Annotated in this window: 27 protein-coding genes; 11 read left to right on the top strand and 16 right to left on the bottom strand. The window is 55.3% G+C overall.

The genetic code is table 11. From position 1 onward, the window contains the following. Positions 1 to 89 precede the first annotated feature (89 nt). Complete coding sequence (locus Syncc8109_RS06600; protein WP_006851740.1) at positions 90 to 320, top strand: hypothetical protein; 231 nt, start codon at positions 90 to 92, stop codon at positions 318 to 320. Here Syncc8109_RS06600 and Syncc8109_RS06595 read toward each other — a convergent pair. After that, positions 297 to 1,046: a sulfite exporter TauE/SafE family protein gene (locus tag Syncc8109_RS06595; protein WP_006849813.1), complete on the bottom strand. Its 750-nt coding sequence runs from the start codon at positions 1,044 to 1,046 to the stop codon at positions 297 to 299. The genes Syncc8109_RS06600 and Syncc8109_RS06595 overlap by 24 nt on opposite strands. A 17-nt stretch (positions 1,047 to 1,063) precedes the next feature. Next, the gene (locus Syncc8109_RS06590) at positions 1,064 to 1,561 is read right to left on the bottom strand and encodes a hypothetical protein (protein WP_006850678.1); all 498 of its coding nucleotides are present in this window, start codon (positions 1,559 to 1,561) and stop codon (positions 1,064 to 1,066) included. 65 nt (positions 1,562 to 1,626) lie between these two features. Here Syncc8109_RS06590 and Syncc8109_RS12630 point away from each other — a divergent pair, with 65 nt between their 5' ends. Next, positions 1,627 to 1,809 carry a hypothetical protein gene (locus Syncc8109_RS12630; RefSeq protein ID WP_006850680.1) on the top strand — a complete coding sequence of 61 codons (183 nt, stop codon included), beginning with the start codon at positions 1,627 to 1,629 and terminating at the stop codon, positions 1,807 to 1,809. A 147-nt stretch (positions 1,810 to 1,956) separates the two neighbouring features. Here Syncc8109_RS12630 and Syncc8109_RS12310 read toward each other — a convergent pair whose 3' ends face one another. Beyond that, positions 1,957 to 2,127, bottom strand: a complete 171-nt coding sequence (locus Syncc8109_RS12310) for a hypothetical protein (RefSeq protein ID WP_006849949.1) — start codon at positions 2,125 to 2,127, stop codon at positions 1,957 to 1,959. A gap of 176 nt (positions 2,128 to 2,303) precedes the next feature. Here Syncc8109_RS12310 and Syncc8109_RS06585 point away from each other — a divergent pair, with 176 nt between their 5' ends. The 4 genes from Syncc8109_RS06585 (at position 2,304) to Syncc8109_RS06570 (ending at position 3,872) form a co-directional block, all read left to right on the top strand. Further along, positions 2,304 to 2,522 (top strand): CP12 domain-containing protein, encoded by a 219-nt coding sequence (locus Syncc8109_RS06585; protein WP_006852050.1) that lies wholly within the window; start codon positions 2,304 to 2,306, stop codon positions 2,520 to 2,522. Between the two features lie 91 nt (positions 2,523 to 2,613). Then, positions 2,614 to 3,117 (top strand): DoxX family protein, encoded by a 504-nt coding sequence (locus tag Syncc8109_RS06580; RefSeq protein ID WP_006850151.1) that lies wholly within the window; start codon positions 2,614 to 2,616, stop codon positions 3,115 to 3,117. A 108-nt stretch (positions 3,118 to 3,225) separates the two neighbouring features. Beyond that, complete coding sequence (locus Syncc8109_RS12625) at positions 3,226 to 3,381, top strand: hypothetical protein (protein WP_006850963.1); 156 nt, start codon at positions 3,226 to 3,228, stop codon at positions 3,379 to 3,381. 194 nt (positions 3,382 to 3,575) lie between these two features. Further along, a complete protein-coding gene (locus tag Syncc8109_RS06570; RefSeq protein WP_025362347.1) occupies positions 3,576 to 3,872 on the top strand; it encodes a hypothetical protein in 297 nt (98 codons plus the stop codon). Here the strand turns inward: Syncc8109_RS06570 and Syncc8109_RS06565 are convergent. The 3 genes from Syncc8109_RS06565 to rpsU form a co-directional block, all read right to left on the bottom strand. After that, a complete protein-coding gene (locus tag Syncc8109_RS06565; RefSeq protein ID WP_232202394.1) occupies positions 3,862 to 4,497 on the bottom strand; it encodes a hypothetical protein in 636 nt (211 codons plus the stop codon). The two genes, Syncc8109_RS06570 and Syncc8109_RS06565, sit on opposite strands and share 11 nt — an antisense overlap. Positions 4,498 to 4,521: 24 nt before the next feature. Continuing rightward, on the bottom strand, positions 4,522 to 4,761 hold the full coding sequence (locus tag Syncc8109_RS12880; RefSeq protein ID WP_025362346.1) for a hypothetical protein: 240 nt from the start codon (positions 4,759 to 4,761) through the stop codon (positions 4,522 to 4,524). A gap of 159 nt (positions 4,762 to 4,920) precedes the next feature. Then, entirely contained in the window at positions 4,921 to 5,097 is a 177-nt protein-coding gene (gene rpsU, locus Syncc8109_RS06555) for a 30S ribosomal protein S21 (RefSeq protein WP_009790002.1), read from the bottom strand. A 100-nt stretch (positions 5,098 to 5,197) separates the two neighbouring features. Between rpsU and Syncc8109_RS06550 the strand changes: the two genes are divergently transcribed. Next, positions 5,198 to 5,431, top strand: coding sequence for a hypothetical protein (locus Syncc8109_RS06550; RefSeq protein ID WP_006851686.1), 234 nt, complete (start codon positions 5,198 to 5,200; stop codon positions 5,429 to 5,431). Between the two features lie 12 nt (positions 5,432 to 5,443). Here Syncc8109_RS06550 and Syncc8109_RS06545 read toward each other — a convergent pair whose 3' ends face one another. The 3 genes from Syncc8109_RS06545 to Syncc8109_RS06535 all read right to left on the bottom strand — a co-directional run bounded on the left by Syncc8109_RS06545 (position 5,444) and on the right by Syncc8109_RS06535 (position 7,953). Further along, the gene (locus Syncc8109_RS06545) at positions 5,444 to 5,761 is read right to left on the bottom strand and encodes a hypothetical protein (RefSeq protein WP_025362345.1); all 318 of its coding nucleotides are present in this window, start codon (positions 5,759 to 5,761) and stop codon (positions 5,444 to 5,446) included. A 314-nt stretch (positions 5,762 to 6,075) separates the two neighbouring features. Further along, complete coding sequence (locus tag Syncc8109_RS06540; protein WP_025362344.1) at positions 6,076 to 6,573, bottom strand: hypothetical protein; 498 nt, start codon at positions 6,571 to 6,573, stop codon at positions 6,076 to 6,078. A gap of 3 nt (positions 6,574 to 6,576) precedes the next feature. Continuing rightward, positions 6,577 to 7,953 carry a DUF2130 domain-containing protein gene (locus tag Syncc8109_RS06535; protein WP_006849893.1) on the bottom strand — a complete coding sequence of 459 codons (1,377 nt, stop codon included), beginning with the start codon at positions 7,951 to 7,953 and terminating at the stop codon, positions 6,577 to 6,579. An 87-nt stretch (positions 7,954 to 8,040) separates the two neighbouring features. On the opposite strand from Syncc8109_RS06535, the gene Syncc8109_RS12620 reads away from it, so the two are divergent. Continuing rightward, a complete protein-coding gene (locus tag Syncc8109_RS12620) occupies positions 8,041 to 8,181 on the top strand; it encodes a hypothetical protein (protein WP_006851376.1) in 141 nt (46 codons plus the stop codon). Between the two features lie 7 nt (positions 8,182 to 8,188). Here Syncc8109_RS12620 and Syncc8109_RS06530 read toward each other — a convergent pair whose 3' ends face one another. The 7 genes from Syncc8109_RS06530 to Syncc8109_RS06520 form a co-directional block, all read right to left on the bottom strand. After that, a complete protein-coding gene (locus Syncc8109_RS06530; RefSeq protein ID WP_006851807.1) occupies positions 8,189 to 8,629 on the bottom strand; it encodes a DUF1499 domain-containing protein in 441 nt (146 codons plus the stop codon). After that, a complete protein-coding gene (locus Syncc8109_RS12300; RefSeq protein WP_232202393.1) occupies positions 8,587 to 8,742 on the bottom strand; it encodes a hypothetical protein in 156 nt (51 codons plus the stop codon). Before Syncc8109_RS12300 ends, Syncc8109_RS06530 begins: the two co-directional genes overlap by 43 nt. A 225-nt stretch (positions 8,743 to 8,967) precedes the next feature. Continuing rightward, on the bottom strand, positions 8,968 to 9,120 hold the full coding sequence (locus Syncc8109_RS12615; RefSeq protein WP_198015297.1) for a hypothetical protein: 153 nt from the start codon (positions 9,118 to 9,120) through the stop codon (positions 8,968 to 8,970). Positions 9,121 to 9,161: 41 nt separating this feature from the next. After that, on the bottom strand, positions 9,162 to 9,335 hold the full coding sequence (locus Syncc8109_RS12610) for a hypothetical protein (protein WP_006851491.1): 174 nt from the start codon (positions 9,333 to 9,335) through the stop codon (positions 9,162 to 9,164). Positions 9,336 to 9,831: 496 nt separating this feature from the next. Beyond that, positions 9,832 to 9,954, bottom strand: coding sequence for a hypothetical protein (locus Syncc8109_RS13065; protein WP_006850185.1), 123 nt, complete (start codon positions 9,952 to 9,954; stop codon positions 9,832 to 9,834). A gap of 56 nt (positions 9,955 to 10,010) precedes the next feature. Then, the gene (locus tag Syncc8109_RS06525) at positions 10,011 to 11,471 is read right to left on the bottom strand and encodes a hypothetical protein (protein ID WP_006852116.1); all 1,461 of its coding nucleotides are present in this window, start codon (positions 11,469 to 11,471) and stop codon (positions 10,011 to 10,013) included. A gap of 13 nt (positions 11,472 to 11,484) precedes the next feature. Further along, on the bottom strand, positions 11,485 to 11,826 hold the full coding sequence (locus Syncc8109_RS06520) for a hypothetical protein (protein ID WP_006851284.1): 342 nt from the start codon (positions 11,824 to 11,826) through the stop codon (positions 11,485 to 11,487). Between the two features lie 158 nt (positions 11,827 to 11,984). On the opposite strand from Syncc8109_RS06520, the gene Syncc8109_RS06515 reads away from it, so the two are divergent. The 3 genes from Syncc8109_RS06515 to Syncc8109_RS12875 all read left to right on the top strand — a co-directional run bounded on the left by Syncc8109_RS06515 (position 11,985) and on the right by Syncc8109_RS12875 (position 14,138). Beyond that, positions 11,985 to 12,323: a phenylpyruvate tautomerase MIF-related protein gene (locus tag Syncc8109_RS06515; protein WP_025362342.1), complete on the top strand. Its 339-nt coding sequence runs from the start codon at positions 11,985 to 11,987 to the stop codon at positions 12,321 to 12,323. Positions 12,324 to 13,417: 1,094 nt separating this feature from the next. Beyond that, positions 13,418 to 13,744: a hypothetical protein gene (locus Syncc8109_RS06510; protein ID WP_045172744.1), complete on the top strand. Its 327-nt coding sequence runs from the start codon at positions 13,418 to 13,420 to the stop codon at positions 13,742 to 13,744. A gap of 208 nt (positions 13,745 to 13,952) precedes the next feature. Next, complete coding sequence (locus Syncc8109_RS12875) at positions 13,953 to 14,138, top strand: hypothetical protein (protein ID WP_006849920.1); 186 nt, start codon at positions 13,953 to 13,955, stop codon at positions 14,136 to 14,138. Positions 14,139 to 14,243: the final 105 nt, after the last annotated feature.

Below are 14,243 nucleotides of genomic sequence, written 5' to 3'. Positions count from 1 at the left end.
CCGGTTCAATCAGCGACATTACGGGAGCCGCAGGCCTTCCTCGTTCGAGCGACTTCCACTAGCGTCGGGTTCGCTCGATCCATGGCCTTGTGAATCGGACCTTCCGTGGTGTTGCTTACGTGTCCGTCTGGGTGGTGATCTGGGGAACGGTGGCGTCCTTGATGGACTGGATGCTGCTGACGGGTGAGGTCTACGAAACGGCCAGCTCTGGTCAGGCGGTGACGTTCATCGCCTACGGGGCCGCAACAGTGGTGTTGGCCACGCGGTTTTCGGGGCGTTTCCTTACAGACGCCGATTCAGAGGCTGCGGATCAGCAGTGATCCACCCATCAGCAGCGCCAAGATCTCGAAGGCTTGTTTGACCAGGCGGCTTCCTCTCACCAGGGAATAGTGGGCTCCCAGGAAGCCTCCGATCAGCGAACCCAGCACCAGCGGTGGAAGCCAGTCCCAACGGATTTCACCGCTTAAACCCAGCACCACCGCACCGGTGCCATTCCACCCCAGGCCCACTAGCACCAGGGTGTGGGCAACGGCTCTGGCGTAGCTCAGCCCAAACCAGCTCACCAGCCACAGAGTGACGAACAACCCCGTGCCTGAGGTGAGGGATCCGTTGAGAACGCCAATGATGAACAGCCCGCAACTGCCAAGCCCAACGGTGCGGGCTGTCAGCTGGTAGGGCTGGTCTGTCGTCCCCAGATTCGGTTTCCGGGCCGAATAAACACCCAGCCCCAGGGTCAGCAGCCCAAGGCTCGCGGTGGCAACTTGATCGGGCAGCGCAAGAACCATGCTGGCTCCCACAAACACTCCAGGAAGACCAGCGGCCAACACCAGCGCCGAGCGTTTCAGGTCAAGACTGCTGGCACGCCAATGACGCCCACTCGCTCCTAGCCCCAGCGCAACACTGGCCACCTTGTGGGTGGCCAGTGCCATGGAGAAAGGAAGGCCCAGAAGGATGAGTGCGGGCAGTTGAACCAGTCCTGCTCCCCCTCCCGCCAGAGCCGAGAGGGCATTGGCGCCGATGGCGATGCCCAGCAGGGCGATTTGCATTAGCAGTTCGGACACACTCAATCTCGTGTAAGGAAGGTGATAGGAACTGAAAAAGTGATGATGCGGTGGGGATCCCCCGGGAGAATGGCGACGCAGGCCACTTCACGATCAGCGTGAGCCTTGCGGGAGTGCACCACAAAGGCTGTGGCGTCTTCGATGCTCCACATCGGGGCATCACCACAACGGCGTTCATCCCTGTAGGCCTGCCAGACCTCGCAGAACGCCTCCCCATCCTCACCACTTTTCATTTCCGTCAACGCCTGTTCCAGTCCCACGTCTTCGAACCGTTCGAACAGGCGCACCATCAACGGGTGGGCAATGGTGGATGAGGCCTTCAGGGTTGAGTTGATCGTGCCGATGGCACTCACCATCAGCTTTGGTTTGGAGCGTCGTGCATCTATCACCCCCACAGGCACGTTGAGGTCCCAGCTCGGGTGTCCGCTAACGGCACAGGCCAGATCGAACAGCCCCAAACTGCATTGCTTGATCAGGCTCTGAATGGTCTCTCGATCCATAGCTCAGTTCCACGTGGCCCGATTCACCGTTTTCGTTCAAGTGTTGCCAGGATGGCCGCCGGTTGATGCCGAAGTGGATGTCCCTGGTTCAGATTTACCTTGACGCCGTCACCCACCAGGTGATCACCAATGAAGAGCTTGCTTATGTCGCCGGTAATCAGGAACGATTTGATCGCACCGAAATGAAACTTACTGCACGTCTTGAACAGTTGATTGGCGCGGGGAATATCAGTGTTGGAACGCGTTGATTATCCGAACAAAAAGCGTTGAAGCCGTTTCAGGAGTTGCCGCATTGGCTTCTTGTCACGACTAAAAATCTGCCGCTCATCTGACAGCATCGCGCGACTCACCCGATCTGCGTTTCTGATAGGCCGGAAAGGCTTGCTCGTCAACCTTTACGGCAGGGCAACCACCCCCGACCAACTCTGCAGAACGTCAGGTGCGCCTTGGGTTAGGGCGGCAACAGCACTGGCTGAGCCAATTCCGATTCCCACCACAACTCCTACGGCGAAGACAAGCAGCCCCGTCAGAACGCTGCGTTCGGAAAATTGCATCAACTCAACCATCAGCCGTCCTGACTTTCCTGCGGCCACCGTCCAATGGCCACTGTGGTGTCACAGGACGTGATGGGGCCCGAAGCGGATCTGTTGTGTGGTTTCGGCCACAAAGGTAGATCTACCGACTGATCGATCGGGGTGGTCTTCGCTAACACCCGAATGTCAGCCAGATGACAGTTTCAGTCATGAAAACGATTGACGAGCACATTCAGAAGGACCAGGAGGAGTTCCTTAAGGCCCTGTCTGAGCACAACGAAGGCAAGGTGCGTCATCTCACGGAGGAGCTGCAGTGGCTGTTGGATCACAAGAAAGAATTTCCTGATGATCCCCATGACCCCTCACCCCTTGAGTTGTTCTGCGAGCAGAACCCCGACGAGCCCGAGTGTCTGGTCTACGACGACTGAGTAAAAGTACCCATTCCTTGCTCCGCCCTGGCGCGAAGCCGCGTAAGTGCACGCAACTTATTTAAGTTGTGTGTAGTCGACGTGTTCTGCGGTGATTCGCGCCATTCTGATCCGCCCCATTGCTGGCGATCTCGGTCTGCTTCTGCTTCGGGTGTTCACCGGCGCGCTGCTGATTCACCACGGTTACGAAAAGCTCGCCAATATCGAGAATTTTGCAGATGCATTTGTTCGCCCTCTCCATCTACCCTTTCCGATCCTTCTCTCCTACGTCGCAGCGTTCTCTGAGGTGATTGGCAGCTGGTTGTTGATCACTGGGTTGCTGACGCGGATGGGAGCCTTGGCAGTGGCGGGTACGATTTCCGTCGCCATCTATCACGCCATCGTCACAGCGGGCTTCAACATCTATTTGCTGGAGCTGCTTGGTCTTTATTTCGCGGCTGCTGTGGCCGTTCTCGCCTGTGGCCCAGGCGTCTTTTCCATTGATGAGCTCATCGCCCGTCGCCTTGAGCCCGACATGCAATTTTCTGCTGCGGAAGACACGGATTTCGCAGGTGGCGAGGCCGCTGTTTTGGAAGAGGCCGTGGCCAGCCGCTGAACGCCAGCGTGACCAGGTCTTAAAGCCCCGCCATGGTGGGGCTTTTTTGATGGCTGGCGACGGTATGGGCGAAAGACGCGTCAGAATCATCCAAGTTGGATCAACGCGATGAAAGAGGTCAGCCTGCTCGAGATGATCGGCCGCTCCTTGGCCAAGGTTGCTGCAGGGGCTGGTGTTGCAGCAGTGCTGATTTGGCTTACCTATGTGATGCTTGATGTTGGTCATATGCAGTCGGGCTTCACCCTGCCCCAATCCAGTTACTGAACTGAGATGCAGTGGAATGAACTTGAATCTCCGGTTCTGATCATTGCTTCGCTGTTGGTTGCTCTGCAGGTTTGTTGGATTGGAGCTGTTCTTCGGAGCAACCAACGCAGGCGCTTGGGGGAACCACTCAGCGCAACAGCATTTCAACGTGAACTCCAGCGGATTTTTCAAGGGCGAACGGACTGTCCTGAGCCATGAAGCAACTTCCAGGTCAACAGAGCAGAACCCTGCCGCGATGGCTGAAGACGGTTATGGCTGGTGCAATCACCGTGGTTGCCACCATTTGGCTGGTGTCGTTACTTCCCTTTCTGCTTCTCGCAGCTTTGGTGCTTTCAATCGCGCTCATCCCAATCACCCGTCGTCTGCGACGGGAGATGGAAGAGGCTGGATTAAGTGTTGATCAACCCAGATCAAATGTTCAGCGCCCTGATCTCAACATCACACCCTGGCACCGACAAATTCGCAATCTCTGGAGAGACTTCAGCTCTTGAACAAATCGTTAGCCATTGAGCGATAACGACCAAGAGAACTGCCTGCGCGGCGAGATTTTGTGGGGACGCTCTGGCCCGGCAACAGGTTCAGCGGAGCGAAATTCACCAATGTCAGTTCTGGGCGCTGCTGCTGCTCTGCTGCCAGCAATTCTGCAATGGCTTCTGCTGTGGTTTGTGCGGGAGGTGCGCTCTCCGAAACAGCTTCGATCGTATCTACCGGCTCGGCCTTGAGAGAAGTTTTGGCTTTGGAGGTGCCGAGGGGCCACAGAAAAAGCAGACTCAGCAAGAGAGCAACGGTGGCCGTCAGGGTGCCGGTGAGTCCAAACGCCAAACCCTGAAAGTTCCACAGCAACCCGGAACCCGCCATGCCGAAGGTGCCGATGATCGCCAGCATCAGGCCAAGGAAGGATGCCTGTGGTGCCTTGATCTTGAGCGGCTGGCTGGCTTCAGGGACTTCAATTGGTGAAAGTCGTGGTTCAGGCCGAAGCAGAACAAAGCTGATTCCCAGCAGAACCAACGCCGTGACAGTGCTGCCAAGCCCTAAGGTGCGCCCCTGAAAATTCCAAAGCAAACCACCGCCGGCAAGACCTGCAACCCCGAGGGTTGCCAATGCAAGTCCGCTCAAGAAAGGAAGACGATTGCGCATGACTCAGTTGCTCCGGTTTTGCATGGCGGCGTAAGCGACGGCTCCGCCAGTGATTGCAGTGAGTAGGCCTGTGGTGAGCAAAAAGCTCACCAGCATTGCGAATCCAAGAACAGATCCCAGGAGGGACATCTTGATTCGCAGCAATTTCGACTTCATTAGTAAAACCAACAGCAAGACCACGGTGGTCTTCAAGCCAGCGATTTTTGCCGCGCTGATCGGGCAAAAGGGATTGATCAACACCATCTGCTGGTCTTGGTCGTATTAAGCATTTATGAAGTCTGGCGAAAACCAGAGCGCACCGTGAAGTAGAGCGTGACGTGGCGAGCTGATCCGCTTGGAGCAACGGACGGGCACAAAAAAACGGGCCCTCGGGCCCGTTTACAACTGCTGTGTCGTGGGAGCTCAGCGACGCCGGTTGCGTGAACGCTGCTTCAGCTTGCGCTTGTATTTCTCAACAGGGGTCTCGTGGTGACGGATCCGACGCAGATCAGAAAAGATGCCGGCTTTGGCGACGGAGCGCTTGAAGCGACGCAACGCGGATTCAATACCTTCGTTTTCGCCGACTGTGACCTGACTCATCCGTTCCCCGAAAGAGAGCAATAAACGACAACTTTACCAGCCACCCTCTACTCCACCCCTCACCACCTGCCAGCGGGGTGGTGGGGGGTGGGTCTCTTGCATGACGCTTGTTGAAGAGATCGTGGCGCGTCCCGGCTTCTGCTTTGGGATGGGTCCATCACTCCGGCAGGCCCCTGTCTTGACCCTCACGCACTGCCCCCTGTGCATTGGTCTGGCTGTTCTTTCGGCCGTTCGATTCATGGCTCACTGTGTTATGGCTGTTCAGCTCGAACGCAGCACGGCAGGGGAGTCAACCCATCCCGCCATGCTGCTGGGCACTTTGTTTGAGCTCTAAGGCTGTTCCGCCTCAGGGATCCCTTGGATCAACCAGCTGCAGATAGGCCGTGTCGGCGTTCTGCAGAGCTTCATCATCGTGATGAGCGTTAACGCTGTAGATGAGGTGAAGCAGGCGGCCGCGATCCATGCCGCGCTCGGCTACTTCTTTCCAGAGGCGTGAGCTGAGCTCCGCATCACGCCATTTGAGCTGGGCATCGACCAGCGCCCGCGTCATCGCGATGTAGCTCTGCCGGTCGTTGCGCAGACGGTCTTCGGAGAAGCTGTGTTGAGTTGCCGGCTTGAGCAGATTGCGAATCGTTTGTGAGGCCGCCTTAAGCACCTTTGGCATCGTCGTTGTCCGACTCAGTTCAGTCTGATTCGGCCGTCTGGGCTGACAACGGAGTGAAATGCCTATGCCTGGATCAGAAATGAGTATTTGAACTCACTCCAGTGGGACGGTAGTGCTGATGACTTTTTGTAAAGTAAAACTCATTAAATTTAAATGGTCGCTCTTAAGCCCAGTGGAAATACTTGTGATGGCGGCCGTATTTGTGCCCTTCTCTGCCCTCGTGATGAATGCATTTTCCGGTGATTCGGAAGACGATTTTGATTTCCTCTGAATGGAAGCCAAGCTCCTAGCGATGTTGGCCTTTGGTGCCGCTGTTATGACCCTTTGGGCTTGGTTGATGGCGAATTTGCCGCTGATGGAGTCTGACCGGAGCAAGCCTGACAGCCGCCGTTGATGCGGTAAGGGGCTAGGTGTCCACGCAGACAGATCGTTCCACGGAAAAAGAGTTTTTGTCCCAGTTCTCGCGCGTGGGCATCGGTTAGCGGAAGGGATAGCCAGCGATCAGGCACTTGGCCCTTCAGCTGTGATCTGGCTTCCAGCGATGCTTGGCGGCGTTGTTTTTCCTCCCGATCGTTTTTGCGATAGACCCCTTCAATTTGAAGTTCGCGGGAACATGTTTCACAGGCATTCACGGTGGGCTTGCGGCGAGCCGAGTTCAGCGACAACTTGTCGCTGGGAACTTCCCGTTCGGCCCCGCAGCTGCAGCGGCACCACCAAAAGGCGTTTCCTGCTTTGGTCCGCCGTTCGGATGCGCGCACCACGGTGAGTTTGCCGTATACCTCGCCAATGCGGTTGCGTGGACTGGAGGGCATTGCTCAGGCCGATTTCTGATCAGGAGCGTTGTTCAAGTCGGCAAACTTGGCTGCCATCGTTGGATTGCTTCGGGTCAACTTTTTAACGGTCACATCCTGTGCCTTGTCATTGGCAAGCCTCAGGTTTCGATCAGCACCCATCAGGGCATCCTTGGTTTTTTGGAGGTGATCGATCGACTTATCTATTTCATCGATTGCCGTTTGGAAGCGTCTGGAGGCAAGGTCGTAGTTGCGTGAGAAGGCTGTTTTGAAGGTTTCGAGGTCGTTCTCGAAGTTTGTGACATCAATGTTCTGCGCCTTCACCAGAGCCAGCTCAGCCTTGTATTCCAGAGACTTCATGGCTGCATTGCGGAGCAATGTGATGAATGGAATAAAGAATTGTGGGCGAATGATGTAGGTCTTCGGGAAGCGATGAGACACATCAACAATGCCTGAATTGTAAAGCTCATTTTCAGGCTCCAGCAGGGAGACGAGCACCGCATACTCGCAATTTTTTTCGTTCCTGTCTTTATTTAGCTCTTTTAGGAAGTCTTCATTCTTCTTTTTGGTGGCCGTTGTGTCGGCCTCGTTTTTCATCTCAAACATGATCGAGATGATTTCGTTGTTGTGGTCGTCCTGGTCGCGGAAGATGTAGTCACCCTTGCTTCCACTGCGCACGTCGTTGTCTTTTTCGAAATAAGCCTTTGGGAAAGCCGCTGCACGAATCCTGTTGAATTCGGTTTCGCAGTGTTGCTCAAGAGTTTCTCCCACCATTTTGGTAGAAAGCCGCGCCTTCATGTCGCGCAAACGTTCAATGGCCTGATCACGATCACTGAGCTGGGCTTCGTAGCGATCTTTCAGTGATTGAGATTCCAGTTGATGCTTCAGTTCCACTTCCTTCAAGCCGCTCTGAAGTGCATCCCGTTGTTTTTCAACGGAACTTACCGCTTCATTCACGGCCAGCTGGCGCTGCATGGCCCCAGCCTGGAGCTTCGCCTGCAAATCCCTCACTTCACTTTCTTTTTGCAGCGTCATCGCCTGCATTTCTTTGGCGAATTTGGTTTCAGCTAGGCGTAGTTCTGTTCCCTGCTGCTCACGAATCTGCTGGAGCTCAGCGGCAATGCGATCACGCTGCTTCTCTGCTTTGTGCACGGCATCTTTAATCGCTAGTTCCTGATGAATTGCACTTTGCTTGAGTTGGGCCTCAAGCGTTTGCATTTCCCGGTCTTTTTTGGCGATGGCCAACTCGATGGCATTGCGTTTGTCCTGTTCGGCCAGAGCAAGTCGCTTGTTCAGTTGCTGCTCAAATTCACCATTCCTCACCTGTTTGAGGATATCGGCATACCCGGCCTCATCCACCTTGAAGGCGGTATTGCAGTGAGGGCAAATGATCTCGTGCATGTCTGACGATTTGTGTTGAACGTTCGCGCTACGTGCTGGGATTTTATCTGGCTCTGGCTAATACGAGATCAGCCCACGTTTCATGCTATGCCTGATTGGATCGATCCACGCTCGCTGCTCGACACGGTGATCATCTTGAGCATCGTGGCCTTGGCCGCCATCGGATTCGTGGCTGGCATTAGGGAAATGATCATCGATCTGAGCAAACTTCGTCGCGCCAAGGTTTAAGCGGCCTTCAGCTGTCTAGCCCCGACTGCAGTGCCGCCAATCTTGCGGCATTTACACCAAGATCCGAGTCGCCGAGGCGCGACTCGGACCGTGCCTGAATCCGGTTGTTGTCGCGATCAGCGAACAGCTCCAGGTCATCTACAAAGCCAAAGAAAGCGCTGCTGGCCTCGGCATGGAGGTAGGTCTCGGTTTGTTCCATGACAACCGTCCGCGGCGACTTCTGCACCAACCCACTCAGCTTGCTGAATTCATTCATCGGGTTGGAGCTCTCCCAGGTTTGGCTGGCACAGTGAGCTGTTGTCGGGCAGTCTCGTAACGCCCCGTTGCTAACACCGAGATCCGCAGGGACGGGGCCAGCAAGATGAAAGAGCATCAAAACAGGGGCCAGTAGGCCGGCAAGGAAGGTCACTGGTCTATGCGGGAACGACCGCCCCAGTTCAGCATCCAAAGCCAGATGCCGAAAAGGGTTCCAACCGGTAGTGCGATCACCACCAACTGGCTGATCACGAACTGGCGCACCTCAGGATCCACTGTTGCGCTGATGGGGGGACATGCAGGCAAGACTCGCGTCACGTTCGCCATCATGGAGCGCACTGCTGGGCAACGATGACGAATCCGGGTTGGATTGTGCTCGCATGGTTGATGGTGGCGTTGGCGTCTGCCCTCAAGTTTTGGTCGATCACGCGCCCGTATCGAGACAAAACAGCTCTCTCCCGTAAGCAAACTGTTGACGAAGCACGTCAACGCTTGGAACGACGCTGGCGAAACGACAGCAAAGTGTAAGGCTTATTTCTCGGCGATCACCCAGGCCGTTGCAGCTCTCTGCCGCACGTAGAGGTCTGCGAGTTCCCGTGCCAGAGCTTTCAACTGGTCGAGATCGTCGGTGTCGTTGATTGACCGCTTGATCGCTTCAGCTTCGAACTGCTGAGGCAAGCTCATGTTCATAACTTACAAGCAGTTCATGCAATCGTAACGAAGTGTTATTTCTTGTGTGGGCTGGCTGCCGCCCGTGAGCGGGCAATCTCCTGTTGCCAGGCTAGAAGCAGATCTTTGCTGATCTCCTGGAGCTGTTTGACGTCAGTCATTGAATTGATATCGCGACTGCGCTGTTCGATGTCGAACTGTTGGCCAAGTGTCAGAGCGATGGGCTCCATGTTGACGTCGGCAGGATCAGCTCAAAATATTGGCTCGATCCTGCGTTGTCGTAACAACTAGTACGTTTTATCGCCACTGTGTGCCGTTACGTACTTGGTTTGGATGAGAGAACATTGACCGTCGTTCTTACACATCGTGATGTGAAGCAAGCGCCGGTCGCTAGATGTTGACACCCGAGGCGATGCCGATCTGCACTGCCTAGATTTTGTGGGTGATGCAGGTAGAGCTTTGGAAGGTTCCGGACAAAATCTCGAGCGCCGATATCACCTGGAAATTTGGAGGGAAACGGTGTATTGGATGCAAGCGAGATGCAGCGACTTGCAGGAGCTGGATCGTGAGCGCGATGCCGCTTCGATCTATACGGAATTTCGCTTAAAAAGTATCGGCTGATTCGAAATCAGTTCTGGGATTCAGTCACGGGCAGGGAAACAGCTACCAGCAGGGCAATTCCGATTTCCGTGGCAGCGATCAGGAGTTCGATAACGGTTCCCATGCTCAATTGCGATTCTGGTCGATGGGTGGCATGTCACTGGGTCGCATAAGGGCAAACACCACAGCAGCAGTCAACACGATGCCAATGCCCACCATGGCGATGATTGCGGTTGTGTAATCACCCATAAGGTGCAGTCAGCTGTCAACACGTTACATGAATGTAACGCTCTGTAAAGCATCTCTCAGCTGGCAGGAGTCGTTTCCGTCCTCTGATTCAGCAGCTCCTCTCCGCGGCGATAGATCTCCTGGGCATAGTCGGTCCAGGTTCCTTGCCCCCAGTACCGAAAACAACTGGTTTCCAGCAGCAGAACATGCAGCAACGCTTCCTGATAAGCCCGGGTACCGGTGGTGGTGTGGTCTGCGGCGACTGAGGTGTCGAACAGCGCATGAAACTGAGCGCTGAGCTGATTCATCGGGCCCAGCACGTTGGCGTAACCCTCCACCCAGCTCAGGTCGTTGGTCCAGGACGCACCCTCCATGCTGAAGCTGGTGTCGTCAGCCCTCAGTTTGCTGATGATCTCTTCCATCCCTTTGGCTGTGGAGTTGTTGTCAAGCTCTTGCCAAAGGCGGTGTTGTTGTACGGCCTGGATGGTGGGGAAGTGGTGGCGATTCACTCCGTTGCGCTCCAGTGACTCAAGGTATTCACTGCCGTTGATGGCCACGGTGCCATTGGGGTTGTCACGGATGTGGCGATTGGCCTGCCGGAACGCCTCTGGGAATTCATTCATCATCACCCCACCGTTTTCTCCGTCGGCTATCTGGCTCACCAGGGATGGCAGCTCAACGTCACCAAGACGTTGCCTTTCGCAACCCAATGCCTCGTAATAAGGCTGCATTTGGCCCACAAGTTTGGTGTCAGACCCCTGGGTCTTAATCAGTGCCGTCATGCTGATTTCTTCGCCTCGACTGTTCCTGGCGAGAAGTTGATTGGGAATGAAGCATTGGCTGCGCGGCAATGGACTGCCGTCCATGCGTTCAACGCTGTGCTCCTGCACCAGAAGCCACTGATACCCCGCTTGCTTCAGGGCTTTGATGAATTCAAACAGGGTGTCGGGATGGTTGGGTAGCGCCATCTCCGGTGGAGAAAACCCCTTCACGCGCTCCAGGGCAGCGTTGCCAAAACAGGCCGCGAACTGCTGTTGCCAGGCGCTGATTTGCAGTTTCAGGTCTGGGATGGGTGTGGATGGAGCCACGGCATGGCTCCAGAAGGTTCCAAGCCATTCCACATGTCCCTGCATCAAAGGGTCACAGGCGAGGTGGTGGAGTGCATCGCGAATGTCGCCGCGCCCCATCTGCTCGATTCCCCAGAGCAGATTGCCCGAGTAGTCGAGCATGATTCTTGGGCTGCAGCCTTCGTTGATCAGTTCAGGCAGCAGGTCGGCAAGACGCCGATAGCAGTGGGCGAATGGCTCTGCGTTGTGGTTATCACCCTCGTTGGGGTGATCCAGCATGTATTGAAGATGGGAGATCAAGGTGTTGTTCGTCCCCGCCGGCACCGTTGGTTGGTGCATGTGAAGAGCACAGGCAAAGCCGGAACGCTGTCGTTCAAGGTCGATCGCGCTGTTGGCCCAGACGTGCCGCGGAGTCAGCATCACAGCGGCGATGTCCGCTTCTCGTCCGCTGATCGGTGGACAACCTGTCATTGCACTCCGCTTGTTAAGACCAGCCGGCATGCGGTGTTTGGCGCAGCATGCCTTCCCAATGATCACGCCAGGTGTGCTGATCGCCAATACCTGCCAAAAGTTCAACCTCAGCAGGGGCCTGATCCAGCCGATGCCTCCAGCGTGTGATTTCCTCGGCTTGATCAAGCCAGGTGCTCATCACATCGTGACGAATCGCCTCCCCATCCCAGTGGTGCTGGTCGGCAATGTTTTGCGACCAGTACATCAATTCATCCAGGCTCAGTGGCCTGAATCCCATGATTGTGAGACCTGTGATCTGCTCGAGTTCAAAGCGACGCAGAATGTCTCCAAGGCCAAAGAAGTGAAGAAGGATCATTGAACTGATCACTTTTGCGGGAAATTTATGAGCCTTTCTCTGTTCGAATTGTTCAGGTTGATGGTCTTTGCTTTTGGAAATATTCCAGTTTGATCAACTGTCAGGGCTTGGCACTCATGGCTAGAGAGTGCCAAGCTTCTGCCAGCACTCTTGAGCCGATGCCTCTGATCAATGTGCGCACGTCGCTTTCGTCACTGAAAGACGGATCGGCTCTGCTGCAGGAGCTTTCGTCTGAGTTGGCCAACCAGACGGGCAAGCCGGAGGCCTACGTGATGACGCTCCTGGAGACGGGCGTGCCGATGACCTTCGCTGGCAGCCACGAGCCCTGCGCCTACGTGGAGGTGAAGTCGATCGGTGCACTGCGTCCGCCCGCGATGACAGCCGCATTCTGTGAACTGATCCAGGCACGCACGGGAATCCCTGCCAACCGGGTGTACATCGGTTTTGAGGATGTGCAGGCCAGCTTTTGGGGTTGGAACGGTAATACCTTTGGGTAACAACAGCTGCTAACAGCAGGTAACAAGCCAATTCGCGTTGTCAATCATCTTGCTTAACGTTTGTTCAGCAAGAATGATTGCTGTGAGTGAATCCTTCGGTGGTCTTCCTAACAAAGAATTGAGTTCTGGTGTGTCAGTGTGGTGGCGCTCACGGGTTCAACACCTGATTGATTGCGGTCGGGCTGAGGATGCCCGCTGCCTTTATCTGGAGTTCGGGGAGGACAGTGCAGGAACTCTGGGTTTCTGAAAAACCCGCAATAAAAAGGAGGTTTCCCTAGGCACTCCTGGAGTCGACGCATTACCCCTAACCGGTTTTACGTTCCGAACACTCAGCTGATGTAAGTGTTGAGACTTGTTCTTGGGCGCAACGATCAACTTAAGGATTGTTCCTGACGCCGCAGAATTTCATAGGCCTGCCAAAGACTTTCAACGTCAGAGCACACCTCGTGTCGATTACAGACGCGGTAGCGGCCCTGTCCGATGGCATCAATGGTTGTGCCCTTGGAGGTGGTACAGATGCGACTGATGCTCTCCATGGGATTAGTTCACTGGATCAAGGATCTACAGCCATGAGGGGGTGGCACGCACATCTGATTTGCAGTTCTAAATCACTTCTGCGGGAGAAAAGATCCATGACTAACAGCTCGCCGCCACAAAAAAACCGGGTCTGGCCCGGTTCTTGTTCAGCTTTTGCTGGCGTTTTGAACGCTCAGGCTTTGGAAGGCTTGGTGGTGAGTGCAGCAGACATGGCGGAGGCTAGGAGCACGCATCCGGCGACGGCGAGGAAACCCATGGATCAGTGGGGAGGGAACAACAAGAGCATCATTCCCACAGCTGGCGTCAGATTTTGTTGCTGTTGGCACGGAATTCGGAAGAACCTTGCTTTCGGCCGCCCTCGCCCGGTTTCAGAGGCATCTCCTGACGGTCGAGGCACGAGGAACACAGCAATTTCCCCTTGTTGCGCCAGTACGCCGCCATTGAGCGCTCTATGCGCATGGAGCACCCTTCACAGCGAAATAACGGCATCGACCGCTCCTCGAAGCAGCCCTTCTAACGCAACGGCACGGTTGAACCGGTGTTCTCTGTGACGATGGGTGCGCTTCGCTCGCCCCAGCCTTGTGATGCAGGCCTTGTGTTTGTTGCTGCTCACCCTGATGGCGCCTGTCGCCTCTGCCTCAACTTCGTTTCAGCCCTTGGATCGGGTGGAGGGTTGGTTGATCGAGCGACGTTTGGACGCAAACCAGGATCCGATCTGCCGTGCGTCTGTGCCAGGACATGGCACCTGGTTCTCGGCGCGGGTTCATCTGGATGCGGACGACGAGATGGTGGTGCCTGCCGGGCTGCATCGGCCGAACGAAACGAGGTTGAAAGCTGTGCGTGATGCACTCCGCCGTTGTCGAGCCAGTATTCTTTATCTGTAGCTGATAAAGCTTTGTGGCTGGCGCCGCTGCTGATCTGAAATCGAGCTATGAGATCAGGGTCGGCAGTTGCAAAATCGTCGACTCCTCACACCACCCGAGCCTCCGCCAATCGCGGGGGCTTTTTTGTGATTGATCCCGAACAGCGCCTTTCGATTTTGTGCTCAGCAAATGTTTTGCGGTTGTGATGTTTTTAATCGCTAGATGTCTGATGTATTGCATCGAGAGGCTTGATACAGAAGGGCAGTGGATCCAAGAGATCTGCTTCAAAACGGAGTTCAAAGCCTTTGTGAATGCCCGCACCAAATCGCGCGCTACGTTGAAGACCTATCGCGTGGTGCATGCAACCTGGAATCAGGTTGTCACCGTTGTGCAGGGATCAGCTGAACCCCATTGATCTGCCCTGCTTCGGCGTTTCCCGAGCCGTTGCGATCCCGAAGACTTCAAGGCTCTTTCTTGGATACGAATTGTCCTGAGCCATAACCGGTGGCCTAGGTGCCTG

Origin of the sequence: Synechococcus sp. WH 8109 (assembly GCF_000161795.2) — a bacterium.
Taxonomy (GTDB): Bacteria; Cyanobacteriota; Cyanobacteriia; order PCC-6307; family Cyanobiaceae; genus Parasynechococcus.
Note: the sequence above shows the minus strand (reverse complement) of the source record. Positions and strands in the feature narration are given on the sequence as shown.